The following is a 15,731-nucleotide window of genomic DNA, read 5'->3' on the forward strand; positions in this document are numbered from 1 at the left end:
CCACGCCACGCCTTGCCGACCACACACACGCGCCTGAGCCTCGACCCGCGCGCCCGTCTCGGACGGCGCGCCGGCCGCCGCTTCCTGCTCGAGTGGGTGGCGATCGGCTGCCTGGGCATTGTGGTGATTCTGCTCAGTTCGCTCGGTCGGCTGACTGCCGGCGTCGATCATCTGGTCTACGACCGCTTTCTGAGTCTGCGCGCGCAACCGTTGCTGCGCGATATCGTGGTGCTCGAAATCGACAACGCCAGCATTGCGCAGCTTGGCCGCTGGCCATGGCCGCGCAGCGTCCACGCGAGGCTGCTCGAACAGATTGCGAAGGCGAAGCCCGCCGCGGTGATCTACGACGTGCTGTTTACCGAGGCCAATGCCGAAGACGCGGAGCTGGCCCGCGCGGTCGCCCTGAGTCCCACCTATCTGCCGATGCTACTGACGCCGCCGGACAGCGCCGGTCAGCGCGTCGCGGTCGAGCCGGTGGCGCCGCTCGCGCATGCGGCAGCGGGGCTTGGGCATATCAACCTTGAAGTCGATAGCGACGGCATTGTGCGCAGCGTCGCGCGTTTCGAGGGCGACGCGAATTCGCGCTGGCCGCAATTGATGGTGCCGGTCGCCCAGGATGTCGAGCGTGGTGCTCCGCAATTGAACGAGCGGCCGCCCCGGCCGTCTTCCCGCGAGGCGGCGCCCCAATCCGATGACCATGACGAAGGCGAGGGCCGCTTCCTGATTCCTTTCGGTCCGAACGCGCAGAGCTACGCGAAGCTGAGTTTCGCGGATGTGCTCGCCGGCAATGTCCCCGCGGACAAGCTGCGCGGACGCATCGTGCTGATTGGCGTGACCGCATCCGGCTTGTATGACCGCTTTGCTACACCGGTGTCCGGTGAGCTGGGACCGCTGCCCGGTGTCTATATCCACGCGAACGTGCTCGATACGCTGCTGACGGGTCGCGAGCTCGAACCCGCCAGGCCGTGGGTGCTGTTCGTGGTGTCGCTGGTGCCGCTCGCCGCGCTGCTCGCAGGCTTTCTGGTCCTTTCGCCGCGACGGTCGTTGCTGCTGACCGTCGCGTTGGGCGCGCTTGCCACCGTCGGCAGCGCGGCGCTGCTGTACGGCGCGCGGCTGTGGATGTCGCCGGTGCCGGCGATCGCCGGGTTGATCGTGGTGTATCCGATCTGGAACTGGCGGCGCCTCGAAATGACGATGGCTTATCTGCGCGAAGAGCTGCAGCGCCTCGCCGACGAACCGCACCTCCTGCCGGAAACGCCACAGCGCCGCCGCGAGTTCGGCGGCGACGTGCTGGAGCAGCATATGGCGCTGATGGCGCAGGCTGCGCAGCGCGTGCAGGACATGAAGCGCTTCGTATGGGACAGCCTCGACAGCATGCCCGAGCCGATCCTCGTGAGCGACGTGGAAGGCATCGTGTTGATTGCGAACCATGCCGCCAAGGCGCATTTCGCGCGTCTTGGCGCGCCGCTGCCGGAAGGCCGGCCGATGCGCGCGGTGTTGGGCGGCCTGACGCTGGTCAAGACCATCGACAGTGGCGCAGCGTCGGACGCCGAAAACAATCTTCTCGCGCATGCCCAGTGGCCGGCGCTGCTCGATCCCGCACGCAGCGAGTTCGCCGAGCTGATGGCGCAAGGCGTCGAGGTGCGCGACGCCGACGAGCGCGACCATCTGCTGCGCTATGCGAATTGCACGAACGAGCAAGGTGAGACAACGGGCTGGATCGCGGGCCTCGTCGACGTATCGGCCTTGCACGCCGCCGAGCGTCAACGCGAAGACGCGTTGCGGCTGCTGTCGCACGATATGCGCTCGCCGCAGGCTTCGATTCTTGCTTTGGTGGAGATCGAGCGGGCGCGCAGCGAGCCGGTGCTCGCGCGTGGCCTGCTGGAACGCATCGAGCGTTATGCGCAACGCGCGCTGACGCTCGCCGACGATTTCGTGCAACTCGCGCGCGCCGAATCGCAAACCTATGTGCTCGAGCCGGTGAGCATGACCGAGCTGTTGATCGACGCCAGCGACGAAGTCTGGCCGCAGGCCCACGCCAAGCGCATCACGCTGCAAACCGATACGGCCGACGGAACCGATGCCGACGACGGCCACTGGATCTGCGCCGACCGGTCGCTGATGACGCGCGCGCTCGTCAACATTCTGAACAATGCGGTCAAGTACAGTCCGCCGGACACGCAGATCAGGTGCAGCCTGACGAGCCTCGGCGGTCCCAGCGCTCCAGGCGGCCTTGCGCAAATGGCCGCGCCCGCTGCGGCAAAACGTGTATCGTGCACGATTCGCGACGAAGGCTATGGGATTCCCGAGGAGCAGCAGGCGGGCCTGTTCGAGCGCTTCCGGCGCTTTCACGAGACGGAGCGGCCGGAAGTGGGCGGCGCCGGATTGGGTATGGCATTCGTCAAGACGGTCGTGACGCGCCATGGCGGCGACGTCGAGGTGGTCAGCGCGCCGGGCAAGGGGACTGCATTTACGATTTCCCTGCCGGCACTCGACGAAGCACAAGCCGACGTGTCCACAACGCCACGCTTATGACTATGAACACTCATCTTATCGAAGCGAGAAGTCGGTGAAAGCGATATTGATCTGTGCCGCGCTCGCCGCGGCGAGTCTGACCGGATGCGCGGGTTTGAACGCCGACGTGCACACGGCGAATCCTTCGGCCGTGCTGCAGGGCGAGCGCACCTATACGATTGCGCGCATGCCGTCGCAGGATTCCAGTGCGGATCATCCGCAATTTGAAACCATGCTGCGCGATGAGCTGGCGAAGAACGGCTTCACCGATTCGGCGGCCAAGTCTGCGCACTATTTACTGTCGATTGCGTATGACACGCGGCCGGCCGCGATCGGCGTGGGTGCGACTGACTGCGCGCCCGGTGCGTGCGAACGCTCGCCCGCACCGCCGTTTTCGCTATTCGGCGGACGCGCTTATCAGCACGCGTTGACGCTGCGGTTCTTCGAGCAGTCGAGCGGACAGGAAGTCTACAAGGTGAGTGCGGCCAGCAGCGATCGAGATCCCGACCCATTGCATGCGATGCCGGTGCTCGTGAAAAGCGCGCTGGCAAAATTTCCGTTCGATGCGCCGCCGGACTGGCGCGTGAAACTGCGGGCCGATCAGGCGGGCGGCGTGCCGGCTGTGGTTTCGCTCAAGCCTCTCCAGCCATAGCAGTCGGACGTCTGCGCCCGCGTTACTCCAGCGCTTTGTCGTCTTCCGGCCAGCGATTTTCGAACACGCACTCGGCAAGCGGCATGCGGCTCGCCCAACGCTCGGTTTCCAGCATCGGCTCGCCGTAGAACTGATCGACGTGGCCGAGACACAGAATCGCCACCGGCCGTGCGCCCTCGGGCATATGCAGCAGCGTGCGCACCGTGTCGACGTCGAATAGCGACACCCAGCCCATTCCCAGACCTTCCGCGCGCGCGGCCAGCCACATGTTCTGGATCGCGCACGCCACGGAAGCCAGATCCATTTCCGGCAAGGTGCGGCGTCCGAAGATGTGACGCTCGCGGCCGTCCATCAGCGCCATCACCAGCAGTTCGCCGCATTCCAGCATGCCTTCCACTTTCAGCTTCATGAACTCTTCGCGACGCTTGCCGAGTGCGTCGGCAGTGGCGAGGCGTTCGCTTTCGACGGTTGCGTGCAGCGCGGTGCGCAAAGCCGGGTCGGTAATGCGCGCGATGCGCCACGGCTGCATGAAGCCGACGCTCGGTGCGTGATGCGCCGCATCGAGCAGACGTTGCAACACGGCAGGCTCAACCGGGTCGCGCACGAAATGGCGCATGTCGCGCCGCTCGTAAATCGCGCGGTAGACGGCTTCGCGCTCGGAATCGTTAAAAGGCTTCGCCATGGAACAGGGCGGCCGTGAAGGCCGGGTTGGAGGGCCAATAAGCATGCATATAGGTTGCCACGATCGAGCCTGCGCGGAACACGGCCTCGCCGGGGGCATCGAGATTTGGTCGGGTGGCTGTACGCAGCGGCGTGAGCGGCGTCGTCAGCTTCGAGTAGTGAAACGTGTGGCCGGTCATTGAACCGTGCAGGCTGTCGATCTGTTGCATGCCGAGCGCGGTGAAGCGCGTTTGCATTGTTGCATGGCCGGGCAGCAGGCCAAGCATCGGCGTTGTGGTGCCGCCCGTGTCGGTCAGCTCATCGAGCAGGTAGAGCATACCGCCGCATTCGGCAACGACCGGTTTGCCTGCTGCAGCGTGTGCGCGGATCGTTGCGGCACTGCGTGTGTTGCCAGCGAGCAATTCAGCATGCAGTTCGGGATAGCCGCCTGGCAGGTACAGGGCGTCGGCGTGCTCCGGCAACGCTTCGTCGGCGAGCGGTGAGAAGTAGTCGATGCGCGCGCCGAGTGTCTCCAGCAGCGTGACGTTGGCCGGATAGATGAACGAGAACGCGGCATCGCGCGCAATGGCGATGCGCTTGCCTTCCAGAAGACGCGGCGGCGCTTCTTCTATAGGCGTGCCGAATTCGACCGGCGGCGGCAATTCGGCCAGCGCGGTTTGCGCGAGCGCATCGGCGGCACGATCCAGACGTGCGTCCAGATCGTCGATTTCCGCCGCCTGATGCAGGCCGAGATGGCGATCGGGCAGTTCGATTTCGTCGTTGCCGCTGATGTGTCCGCACCAGCGCAGGTCTGGCGGCAAAGCCTCTTCGAGCATTTGCGCGTGCCTTGGTGAGCCGACGCGATTGGCGAGCACGCCGTAAAACGGTACCTCCGGCCTGAATTGCGCAAGGCCGAAAGCGACCGCGCCGAAGGTCTGCGCCATCGCTTTCGCTGAAATCACCGCGAGCACCGGCACGCCGAACGTAGTTGCCAGATCCGCGCTGCTCGGTGTGCCGTCGAACAGGCCCATCACGCCTTCGATCAGGATCAGATCCGCTTCGGCCGCCGCCTGCGCGAGCACGTTCCGGCAGGCGGTTTCGCCCACCATCCACAGATCGAGCGACAGCACCGGCGCGCCGCTGGCACGCGCCAGGATCATCGGATCGAGAAAGTCGGGGCCCGTTTTGAATACGCGCACGCGTCGCCCCAGCCGCCGATGGTAGCGCGCCAGACCCGCGGTAATCGTGGTCTTGCCTTGGCCCGACGCGGGAGCGCTAATGAACAGGGCGGGGCAAGCGGACATCGCTCAGAACTCCACGCCGCGCTGCGCTTTCACGCCTTGCTCGCGATACGGGTGCTTGACGATGCGCATTTCGGTGACGAGGTCGGCGGCTTCGATCAGCGCGTCCGGCGCGTGACGGCCGGTCACCACCACGTGCAGCATCTCCGCGCGCCCGGTCAGTACCGACAGCACTTCGTCGAGCGGCAGGTATTCGTACTTCAGCACGGTGTTCAGTTCGTCGAGGATCACCATCTGATAGTCGCCGCTTTCGATCATGCGGCGTGCTTCGTTCCACCCTTTGCGCGCGGTGGCGATGTCGGCGTCGCGATTCTGCGTGTTCCAGGTATAGCCGTCGCCCATCGTGACGAAGTCGCAATTGGCGATTGCGCCGAGAAAGTCGCGCTCCGACGTATGCAGCGCGCCCTTGATGAATTGCACGACGCCGAGGCGCATGCCGTGTCCAAGCACGCGCACGGCCATGCCGAACGCGGCGGTGGTTTTGCCTTTGCCGGTGCCGGTATTGACGATCAGCAGACCTTTTTCGACGGTGGCGCTGGCCTGCTTCTTCTCGTGGCCCTCGCGCCGGCGCTCGGTCATGCGTTGATGCGATTCGGGATCGGTCTTCATGGAAGGTCCTGTTCTTGAGTGTCGTTGTTTGCGTGTTCGCAGGCGAGGCGGGCGGTGGTCGATGCTATCGCGACGGTGATGCCGGCATGTACGGTTTTGCGCACGAGTAGCCGTGCGTTGGCGGTATCGGCTGCAAACGAGGCAACTGGGGTCATTGAGCTAATTGAGGCATGGGCCGCATCAGATTCGGTCGCCGCAGCGAGCAAGGCGCACGGCTCGCAGACGCCGTCTATGCCGAGGTGCTCGCGTGTGGCCGCCGACGGATCCTCCACGGAGATCGCCGCAATCTGCTCGCGGCTGAACAGCTTCAGCGGCAACGCATGACGTGCGCAAAATTCGAGCAAGCCGGTTTCGTGGGCTTTGAGGTCAACCGAGGCGATCGTACTGATTTCGTCGAATGAATGCGAGCCGAGCGTGGCGCGCACAGCCGTTTCGATTTCCTCGGCGGAGCTGTGCAAACGACAACCGATGCCGACGGTTAGCGTTTTCCTTGCATGTCTGTGGGATTCGCTGCCGGCATTCACCGCATCCCGCGCCAAAGCCAACGACGCCACACCGCCGATCACCACGATCGCCGGCGACCCGAGCCCGGCGCGCGAGACCGTTTCCGCGAACTCCCCGAGCCGCGCGAGCGCATGCCGTTGCTCGGGGCGCGTCGCCGATTCGATCGCGGCGCACGGCGTATCGGCGCTCATCCCGGCCGCGAGCAATGCGTCGACGATTTCGTTCAGTCGCCGCATGCCCATGTAAATCACCAGCGTCATTCGCGTAGCGACGAGCGCGGCCCAGTCCGGCTCGCCGCTGCCGGCGCCGTGTCCGGTGACGAACACCACGCCTTGCGCGTGATCGCGATGCGTCACAGGAATGCCGATTGCCGCGGGCGCCGCAATCCCGGCGGTGATGCCGTTGATCACGTCGACGCTAATGCCTGCGGCATGGAGCGCTTCTTGTTCTTCGCCGCCACGGCCGAACACGAACGGATCGCCGCCTTTCAAACGGGCGACGCTGCGTCCCGCCCGCAAATGCTCGAGCATTTGCGCGACGATGCCGGCCTGCGGCGTCGACGGATGCCCGCCGCGTTTGCCGACATACACGACCAGCGCATCGGCGCGCGCGAACTGCAGTACTTCAGGATTCACCAGATCGTCGACCAGCACCACATCGGCTTGCGCCAACGCGCGCGTCGCTTTGAGCGTCATCAGTTCGACGTCGCCGGGACCGGCGCCGATCAGCCAGGCGCGGCTCATCGCAGCGTGCATGGCGCACGCCATGTCGTGACGAATGGGAGCGGCTGAGGCGCGAAGAGGCCGGAGGCGGCAGAAATTGAGGTCATGCGGTGCAACAGATTACGCGCGACGAAAAACGCCGCTCGCCGCGTTTCCCACAGGAAAACGCCAACGGCCGCGCCACGTCGTGCTTCAGCGCCTTCACATCCGTCCCTCGCGGATTCCGGCGGCCGGCAGCGTGACGTTCGCTGCCTCCGCGTCTGGCCGGTATCCGGGCTGACGGCCTCATGCGTTTTGCCTTCCCGTCCGGATTCGTCGGACAGTGGCATCAAAAACGCATGCGCGATGCGAAAGCACCGCAGGTCGCTTACCGTTGCGGGGACAGCACAGGTTGAGCGCAGCGAGCGCGGCCTGTTTCCCGTTTAACTGCACATGCGATCGCATATGCGGGCACCAAACGCGCGCATACGATAGCACACGGCAGGCCGCGCCGGCACTGTGGAAAGGCCTTGCCGAAGCCCGCGTTTCCTTGACGGCAGGGGGCGCTCGGCCTAAACTCGCACGCACTTTGGTGCTCGTGTGCGCGCTCGTGCGCATGCAGTTAAACGGGAAACAGGGTGCCCACCTGCAATGGACCGGGTCAACCTGTGCTGCCCCCGCAACGGTAAGCGAAAAGCGGTGCGTTCTTGAGCGCCGCGGAGCCGGCTTCGATGTCCACGCGCAAGGCCGCGTCGGCATATAACCACTGGGCGAGAAACCACTCGTCCGGGAAGGGGAAGCGGCGCTTTCGCCAGCCCGGATACCGGCCAGACTACGAAGAACGACCATCGCGGGGATGCGGTGGCGCGTTCATGACCTCATTCTCGTTTCCAGTTTTTGGTTGCCTCGGCAACGCCGTTGTTCGTCCCCGTGTTTTGTTAATGTCGTGGTTTGGGGTATGTGCCCCGTTTGCCCGGCCTATACACGATGCCTCGGCGTGCACGAGCAACTCCTACGGATGGACCTCACGATGCAAACTCAAATGCGCAAGATCCCCGTCACCATCGTCACGGGCTTTCTCGGCAGCGGCAAGACCACGCTGCTGCGGCACATTCTTCAGCATGCGGGCGGCAAGCGCATCGCGGTGATCGTCAACGAGTTCGGCGAGCTCGGCATCGACGGGGAAATCCTCAAGGGTTGCGGTATCGGCTGCGATGAGAACGGCGTCGAGACCGAAGGGCAACTGTATGAACTCGCGAACGGCTGCCTGTGCTGCACCGTGCAAGAGGAGTTTTTCCCGGTGATGGAAAAGCTGGTGGAGCGCCGCGAGCAGATCGATCACGTGCTGATCGAAACGTCAGGTCTCGCGTTGCCGAAACCGCTGGTGCAGGCGTTCAACTGGCCGCAGATCAAGAATAGCTTTACCGTCGACGCGGTCGTCACCGTGGTAGACGGCCCGGCCGCGTCGAGCGGCCAGTTCGCCGACAACCCGGTCGCCGTGGATGCGCAACGCAAGGCCGATGCGAATCTCGATCACGAATCGCCGCTGCACGAACTGTTCGAAGATCAATTGTCGGCGGCCGATCTGGTGATTCTGAACAAAACCGATCTGCTCGACGAAGCGCGTCAAGCTGCTGTCGAAGCCGTTATTCGCGAAGAAATTCCGCCGCAAGTGAAGATCGTGCGCGCGCAGATGGGGCAACTCGACCTGCATACGTTGCTGGGTCTCGAAGCGGCCTCGGAAGAAACAATCCATCTACGCCACGACCATCACGGTTCGGCCGAAGACGCCGATCATCATCACGACGAGTTCGATTCGGTGGTGGTGCACGCGAATGTTTCGTCGCGCGAAGCTGTGATCGCCGCGTTGCAAGGGCTCGTCGAAACCAACACGATTTACCGCGTCAAAGGTTTCGCGGCGCTGCCGGGTGCGGCGATGCGTCTGGTGATACAGGGCGTGGGCCGTCGATTCGATAGTTACTTCGACCGGCGCTGGCAAGCGGGTGAAACGGGCGCCGAGCAACAAAGCCGCTTTGTGCTGATCGGCGAAGACCTCGACCAGGCCGCGTTGCAACAGGCATTCGACGCCGCCTTGGGCGCGGTGGCGAACGCTCAGCCGCAACAGGCGTAACCGGTCATGCATCTGCTGCGCACCACGCCGGGCGGTTTTGTCGACGATACACAGGGCGTGATCCGGATCGATCAGCAGCCCGCCGATATCGTGGTGCTCAGTTCCGCGGATACCACGCTGTCATTGCTCGCGAGCGTGTTTCCGCGTCTGGGCGAGGGTTTTCCGAGCGTGCGGCTTGCGAACGTCACGTATTTGCGGCAACCGGCTTCGGTCGATTTCTATGTCGAAGACGTGTTGCAGCATGCGCGTGTCGTGGTGGTCGATCATCTCGGCGGCGAGGCGTACTGGCCGTACGGCATTGAACAGGTGGTCGCCCTCGCCGAGCGCAAGCAGCAGACGCTCGCGATGTTCTCCGGCGATCTGCAGGAAGACCCGAACCTGCTCGCGCGCAGCACCGCCGACGCCGAACTGTGCCATCAGCTATGGCGCTATCTGCGTGAAGGCGGACCGCAGAATGCCGAGGCGTTCCTGCGTTTTATCGCGTACCGCTCGCTTGGCTGGGGGCGCGAGCCTGCGCTGCCGCGCGCCTTGCCTGCCGCGACGCTCTACCATCCCGAACGCGACACACCGACCATTGCCGACTGGCAGGCGCGCTGGCGTGATGACGCGCCGGTCGCTGCGATTCTGTTCTACAAGGCGCATTTGCAGGCGGCCAACACAGCGGTGTTCGACGCCCTGATCGATGCACTCGAAGCACAAGGTCTGAATCCGTTGCCGATCGCAATTACTTCGCTTAAAGATGTGATGAGCCGCGACGTCGTACAGCAGTTGTGCGCGCAACATGATGTTGCGCTGGTGCTGAATACAACCGCATTCGCCGCGTCTGCTATCGACGACCCCGAGCCGCTCGCGCTCGCCGGTGACGCGCCGGTGCTCCAGGTGATCCTTAGCGGCGGTAATCGTGAAGATTGGGTCAAGGACAATCAGGGGCTCAACTCGCGCGATATCGCCATGCATATTGCGCTGCCGGAAGTGGACGGCCGCATCATCACGCGGGCGATCAGTTTCAAGGGGCTCGCCTATCGTTGCCCGCATACCGAAGTCGATGTGGTCCGCTACCAGCCGGACCTCGAACGCGTCGGCTTTCTGGCCGAACTAAGCCGCCGCTGGTGCCGCCTGCGCACGCTCGACAACGCGGACAAGAAACTCGCGCTGATCCTCGCCAACTATCCGATGAGCGAAGGGCGCATCGGCAATGGCGTGGGGCTCGATACGCCGGCCTCGGTGGTCGGCCTTCTTTCGATGTTGCGCGATGAGGGATATCGCGTGGCCGAACTGCCCGCCGACGGCGACGCGTTGTTGAAGAAGCTGACCGAAGGCGTGACCAACGATCCGGTCGTGCGCGACTTGCGACCCGCGTTACAAAGCCTGGCGCTCGACGATTACCTTGTGTACTTCAACGCGTTGCCGGCGGAAGCCCGCAACGCACTGAACGCGCGTTGGGGCTTTCCCGAGCAGGATCCGACGCTGCGGCGCGGCCGTTTCATGATCGCGGGCTGGCGTTGCGGGCAGGTGTTCGTTGGGATTCAGCCGTCGCGTTCACGCGAGCAGGGCGATTACGCGAGCTATCACGACGCTGAACTCGTGCCGCCGCATGCGTATCTGGCGTTCTATTTCTGGCTGCGTCATCAGTTTGGCATCGACGCGGTCGTGCATGTCGGCAAGCACGGCAATCTCGAATGGCTGCCGGGCAAGAGCGTCGCGTTGAGCGATGCCTGCTGGCCCGATCTGATTCTCGGTCCAATGCCGCATCTGTATCCGTTCATCGTCAACGATCCGGGCGAGGGCAGTCAGGCGAAGCGTCGCGCGCAGGCCGTGATCATCGATCACCTGATGCCGCCGCTCACGCGCGCCGAAAGTTACGGGCCGTTGCAGGACCTCGAGCGTCAGGTCGACGAATACTACGAAGCGCTGATGGTCGACCCGCGCCGCTCGAAACTGTTAAGGCGCACGATTCTCGCGACCATCGTCGAGCATAAGCTGCATGACGAGCTGAGTCTCGCGGAGCCGAACGGTCAGGACGATGAAGATGCGTTGCTGACACGCGTCGATGCGTGGCTGTGCGAGTTGAAGGAGGCGCAGATTCGCGACGGTTTGCATACGTTCGGACAGTCGCCTGAAGGTGTGCAGCGGCGCGATACGTTGCTGGCCTTGGGGCGCTTTCCGGTCGGCGATGGCCAGGGCGGCAAGGCTGGTTTGGTCGACGCGTTGGCGCGCGATCTGCTGATGGATCATCTGTTTGATCCGTTGTCGGTGGATTGGGCTGCGGCGTGGGACGGTCCACGTCCCGAGGTATTGCAGCGGGTGAGCGATGCGCCCTGGCGGCATTGTGGCGATACACGCGAGCGTCTGGAACTGCTGGCGGCTGAGATGTTGCGTGAAGTGTGCGGCGATGAAACGTCCGGGACGGCGCCCGCAAGCGGGACTTTGCCGCAAGCCGAACGTGTGATCGAACGCCTGCGCAACGACGTATTGCCGCGGCTCGACGCCTGCGGTTCGCAGGAAATGCTGAACCTGAAGCGCGGTCTTGAAGGGCGTTTCGTGCCGCCGGGGCCGAGCGGGTCGCCGTCGCGCGGACGGCCCGACGTGCTGCCTACCGGCCGCAACTTCTATTCGGTCGATACGCGCGCCGTGCCGACGCAAGCGGCATGGTCGCTCGGTTTGAAATCCGCGCAGCAGTTGATTGAACGGCACTTGCAGGAGAACGGCGATTATCCGTGCGCGATCGGCCTCTCGGTATGGGGCACCGCCACCATGCGCACCGGTGGCGACGATATCGCCCAGGCACTTGCTTTACTCGGCGTGCGGCCGAAGTGGGCGCCGGGCAGTCATCGCGTGACCGACTTCGAAATCATGCCGATCGAGGCCTTTGACCGGCCGCGTATCGATGTCACATTGCGCGTATCCGGCTTTTTCCGTGATGCCTTCGCGAACGTGATGCATCTGTTCGACGCCGCCGTGCAGGCCGTGGCCGAACTCGACGAACCCGAGGACCTGAACCCGATCCGCGCGCGCGTGCTGCGCGAACGCGATGCCCTGATTGCACACGGCATGGATGCCGCCGAGGCGCGCAAGCGCGCCGGCTGGCGCGTGTTCAGCGCGCGGCCCGGCGCGTATGGCGCGGGTCTGCAGGACATGATCGACTCGCAGCAATGGCAAACCGACGCCGATCTCGCGAATGCCTATCAGGCGTGGGGCGGTTACGCCTACACGCAGAAAAGCGCCGGCGAAGAAGCACGCCAGGCGTTCGGCACACGCCTCGCCGCGATGGACGTCGTGCTGCAGAACCAGGACAACCGCGAACACGACCTGCTCGATTCGAACGATTACTACCAGTTCCAGGGTGGCATGGTCGCGGCGGTACGGCACCTGGCTGGCACTCAACCGCAGATCTATCACGCGGATCACAGCAATCCGGCCGCGCCGCGTGTCCGCACGCTGCACGAAGAGATCGCGCGGGTGGTCCGCTCGCGCGTGGTCAATCCGAAATGGCTCGATGGCGTGAAACGCCATGGCTACAAGGGCGCCGCTGAAATTGCGGCGACGGTCGATTATCTCTACGGCTACGATGCAACCGCGCGGGTGATCGCCGATCATCAATATGCGCTTGTCACCGATGCTTATCTGAACGACGCCGACACACGCGAGTTCTTGCAGCGGCACAATCCGCACGCCATGCATTCGATCTGCGAGCGTCTGCTCGAAGCGATGCAGCGCGGTTTGTGGCAGGCGCCCGGCGACTATCGCGCGCAAGTCGAACAGCATCTGCTCGCGAGCGAGCAGCAGATTGAAGGAATGCAAACATGAACGCTGCGACCCAACGGCCCGCCTTTCCCTTTGCCGCGCTGATCGGCCAGACGCCATTGCAGCAGGCGCTCCTGCTCGCTGCGATCGATCCGGGTCTGGGTGGCGTGTTGGTGAGCGGGCCTCGTGGCACGGCGAAATCGACCGCGGCGCGCGCGCTTGCTGAATTGTTGCCCGAAGGGCAATTGGTGAATTTGCCGCTCGGCGCAAGTGAAGACCGCTTGATCGGCACGCTCGATATCGAAACCGTGCTGCGTGACGGCTCGGTGCGTTTCTCGCCTGGCTTGCTCGCGAAAGCGCATCGCGGCGTGCTGTATGTCGATGAAGTGAATCTGCTGCCCGACGCGCTTGTCGATGCGTTACTCGATGCGGCGGCTAGTGGTGTGAATACGATCGAACGCGATGGCATCTCGCATAGCCACGATGCGAGCTTCGTGCTGATCGGCACGATGAATCCGGAAGAAGGCGAGTTGCGGCCGCAACTGATCGATCGCTTTGGTCTGATGGTCGGGCTGCAGAACTGTTTTGAGCCGCAGGTGCGTCAGCAGATCGTCAAGGCGCGCCTGGCGTTCGATCTCGATCCGCAAGGCTTTCGCGCGGGATATGCCCAGCAACAGGAATCGTATGTTCAGCGGATTCGCGCGGCGCGTGAAGCGCTGCCGCAACTCGATTTCGACGATGCTGTGCATGCGCATGTCAGTGCGCTGTGCATCGATGCGGCGGTCGATGGGTTGCGTGCCGATCTCGTGATGCTGCGCGCTGCGCGGGCATTGGCGGCGCTGGAGCAGGCGGATGCGGTGACGACGGAGCATGTCGAGCGGGTCGCTGAGTCGGTGCTGATGCATCGGCGCCACGATCGCGAGACGCGTGCAGGTGGCGACGCACGTGAGAGCGAAGCGCCGCGGCAGGCTGCCGACGCGGATGCAGCGTCCTCGTCATCTTCGCTGGATGCAACGCCAGGCGCTGCCGCTGGCGATGGCGATTGGGGTTACTTGCCACCGCAACCTGCTGGCGTCGCGCAGGTGAAAGGCGTCATTCCGCTCAACGCAAAAAAACGCTGAGCCATCGGAAGGGCGCCGCCGCTGACTCGCGCAGCGGTTTTCGATGGCGGCAAGGTGCCGGCGCAGGTCCGCGCAGCCACTTGCAAGGCGCGCCGGGCAAGCGCATTGCATGGCTGCCGACGCTCATCGCAAAGCGTCGGGACACGTTGCGCGCCGAGCAGCTGCGTTTCGCGCGAGAAGCACCACGGAGCGGTGTGCTGCATTGCTTCGTGCTCGATTGTTCCGGTTCCATGCTTGGCGGGCAACGCCTCGCGCTCGCCAAGGGTCTGTTGATCGCGCTGTTCGATCGCGCAAGCGCCGCTCGCGCCGAGGCGGCGCTGGTGTGTTTTGGCGGGGCTGGCGCTGATCTGCGTTTCGGTCCGGCTGTGCCGCGCTGGTGGAATGAGCGGTGGCTAAGGCCGGTGGGCGGGGGCGGTGGGACGCCGCTAGCGTCCGGTGTGCGTCAGGCTGCGCAGGTGCTGGAGCGCAGCGCCCGACGCAAGCCCGCGCAGCAGCGCTGGCTGTGGATCCTGACTGACGGTCGCAGTGGCGATCAGCCGGTGCGGCCGCGCCATGCGGACGAGGTGGTATTCGTCGATTTCGAACGAGAGGCGATACGGCTGGGCCGTTGCCGGACGCTTGCCGATGCATGGGGCGCGGCGCTGTTTACGCCGGACGAACTAATCGCCTGAGTTTGAACGTCACGGGCGACGTGCTGCTGCACGTCTTTTTCGTGCGCTTATTTCAAACCGTTGGACCAGTACTGCACATCGTCCTGGCGGTCGAATACGAAGACTTTCATCGCCATCTGCTGCGCGGCGTCGAGTCGATCGAGTTCGAGGCCGTGAGTCGACGGCTCGCCCGGCGCACTGCCTTTCTGCAGGTTGCGGATGACTGCGGTGGTTTCGATCTCCGTGTGCATTTCCGCCGATTTGAGGCTGAAGGCGATGCGCAGTCGTTCGCCGACTGCACCCAGCGTCCACGAAGCGGCCAGCGACATGCCGAGTGCGCTGATGCTTTTGGCGAGGCCCAGGCCGTCATATGAGTCACCGGTTTCGCCGATGCCGAAGCGCACCGCGAGGTGCGCGTGGACGCGGATCGACTTGCGTTCGCGCAGGCGGCGGATCACGCCAGGCTTCGATAGCACCACGTAGTCGAATGGGGCGCGGCACACGGCCTCGACCGTGCAGACGAAACGAAACACGGCATGACTCGCTATGGCGACGATCTCGATGTTTTCACCGAGGCGTAGCGGGAGGATGCGGCCGTCTTGTAGTGGTGGCGTGACGAAAAGCGCATGGTTGGGCGCGAAGCCAATGATGCGGCATGGATGCATCGGGGCGCCGCTGCCGAGTTGGGAGCGCACGCCGACTAATGCACCTATTGTCAGGTGCATGTCTTTTAGTGTGAGGCTGGCGGTGGTGGGTTGATCGGCCTGGGGCTCTGGTTGCGGGGCCTTTTCCAACAGGTCGCCGCGGTGCGGGTGGAAGTTGGCGAAGAGGAATTGGCGCTCGTCCGTGGTCGCCAGGATGGTGCCGGCGGCGAAGAGGAGTGTGCCGTTGGAGTCTGCGATCGGCCAGTCGAGTGGGGTGCCTACTGGTACGGCTTCCAGAGTCAGCGACGGGGTTGGGGCCGTCGCTTGGGCTTCTGTCTGGTTTTCCATGGTCGGTGGCTAAATATGTGGCGGGATTACTTGTTTACGGCTGTGCTGGCTGGGAGCTTTAGGGGTTGTTTGCTTAGGGCTTGTGGTTTTCCTTGAATTGTTAGTGGTCTATTAGCGTTGCCCCTGTGCGGGGCGGCACTTACTTTCTTTGC

General features: G+C 64.1%; 11 protein-coding genes, 1 pseudogene and 2 riboswitches. Of the genes and pseudogenes, 6 read left to right on the forward strand and 6 right to left on the reverse strand.

The window, feature by feature from the left end:
* Positions 1-12: 12 nt before the first annotated feature.
* Together M0D68_RS21435 and M0D68_RS21440 are read left to right on the forward strand one after the other, a co-directional pair.
* Positions 13-2,535 carry a CHASE2 domain-containing protein gene (locus M0D68_RS21435; RefSeq protein ID WP_266225332.1) on the forward strand — a complete coding sequence of 841 codons (2,523 nt, stop codon included), beginning with the start codon at positions 13-15 and terminating at the stop codon, positions 2,533-2,535.
* Positions 2,536-2,569: 34 nt separating this feature from the next.
* Positions 2,570-3,166, forward strand: a complete 597-nt coding sequence (locus M0D68_RS21440; protein WP_244862793.1) for a DUF4136 domain-containing protein — start codon at positions 2,570-2,572, stop codon at positions 3,164-3,166.
* Positions 3,167-3,188: 22 nt separating this feature from the next.
* Here M0D68_RS21440 and bluB read toward each other — a convergent pair whose 3' ends face one another.
* From bluB to cobA, 5 genes and pseudogenes are all read right to left on the reverse strand, one after another.
* Positions 3,189-3,848 (reverse strand): 5,6-dimethylbenzimidazole synthase, encoded by a 660-nt coding sequence (bluB, locus tag M0D68_RS21445; protein WP_266225334.1) that lies wholly within the window; start codon positions 3,846-3,848, stop codon positions 3,189-3,191.
* Positions 3,832-5,130 (reverse strand): cobyrinate a,c-diamide synthase, encoded by a 1,299-nt coding sequence (locus M0D68_RS21450; protein WP_200619245.1) that lies wholly within the window; start codon positions 5,128-5,130, stop codon positions 3,832-3,834. Before M0D68_RS21450 ends, bluB begins: the two co-directional genes overlap by 17 nt.
* A 3-nt stretch (positions 5,131-5,133) precedes the next feature.
* Positions 5,134-5,736, reverse strand: coding sequence for a cob(I)yrinic acid a,c-diamide adenosyltransferase (gene cobO, locus M0D68_RS21455; protein WP_093638791.1), 603 nt, complete (start codon positions 5,734-5,736; stop codon positions 5,134-5,136).
* Positions 5,733-6,290 (reverse strand): cobalamin biosynthesis protein, encoded by a 558-nt coding sequence (locus M0D68_RS36650; RefSeq protein WP_308187607.1) that lies wholly within the window; start codon positions 6,288-6,290, stop codon positions 5,733-5,735. The genes cobO and M0D68_RS36650 overlap by 4 nt, the downstream gene beginning before the upstream one ends.
* Positions 6,267-6,983: pseudogene (gene cobA, locus M0D68_RS36655) on the reverse strand (uroporphyrinogen-III C-methyltransferase); the annotation flags it as partial. The pseudogene cobA and the gene M0D68_RS36650, both read right to left, overlap by 24 nt.
* A 223-nt stretch (positions 6,984-7,206) precedes the next feature.
* A riboswitch (cobalamin riboswitch) is annotated at positions 7,207-7,435 on the reverse strand.
* Between the two features lie 79 nt (positions 7,436-7,514).
* Positions 7,515-7,788, forward strand: a riboswitch (cobalamin riboswitch).
* A gap of 183 nt (positions 7,789-7,971) precedes the next feature.
* Here cobA and cobW point away from each other — a divergent pair.
* The 4 genes from cobW (at position 7,972) to M0D68_RS21480 (ending at position 14,608) form a co-directional block, all read left to right on the forward strand.
* A complete protein-coding gene (gene cobW / locus M0D68_RS21465) occupies positions 7,972-9,072 on the forward strand; it encodes a cobalamin biosynthesis protein CobW (protein WP_301713967.1) in 1,101 nt (366 codons plus the stop codon).
* A 6-nt stretch (positions 9,073-9,078) separates the two neighbouring features.
* The gene (cobN, locus tag M0D68_RS21470) at positions 9,079-12,879 is read left to right on the forward strand and encodes a cobaltochelatase subunit CobN (protein ID WP_266225337.1); all 3,801 of its coding nucleotides are present in this window, start codon (positions 9,079-9,081) and stop codon (positions 12,877-12,879) included.
* Complete coding sequence (locus M0D68_RS21475) at positions 12,876-13,937, forward strand: ATP-binding protein (RefSeq protein WP_266225338.1); 1,062 nt, start codon at positions 12,876-12,878, stop codon at positions 13,935-13,937. The genes cobN and M0D68_RS21475 overlap by 4 nt, the downstream gene beginning before the upstream one ends.
* An 80-nt stretch (positions 13,938-14,017) precedes the next feature.
* Complete coding sequence (locus M0D68_RS21480; RefSeq protein WP_200619249.1) at positions 14,018-14,608, forward strand: VWA domain-containing protein; 591 nt, start codon at positions 14,018-14,020, stop codon at positions 14,606-14,608.
* 47 nt (positions 14,609-14,655) lie between these two features.
* On the opposite strand, the gene M0D68_RS21485 is transcribed toward M0D68_RS21480, so the two are convergent.
* Positions 14,656-15,579 carry a flagellar brake protein gene (locus M0D68_RS21485; protein ID WP_200619250.1) on the reverse strand — a complete coding sequence of 308 codons (924 nt, stop codon included), beginning with the start codon at positions 15,577-15,579 and terminating at the stop codon, positions 14,656-14,658.
* Between the last annotated feature and the right edge of the window lie 152 nt (positions 15,580-15,731).

This window comes from Paraburkholderia sp. SEWSISQ10-3 4, from assembly GCF_030464785.1.
In the GTDB taxonomy this organism is placed as follows: Bacteria; Pseudomonadota; Gammaproteobacteria; order Burkholderiales; family Burkholderiaceae; genus Paraburkholderia; species Paraburkholderia aspalathi.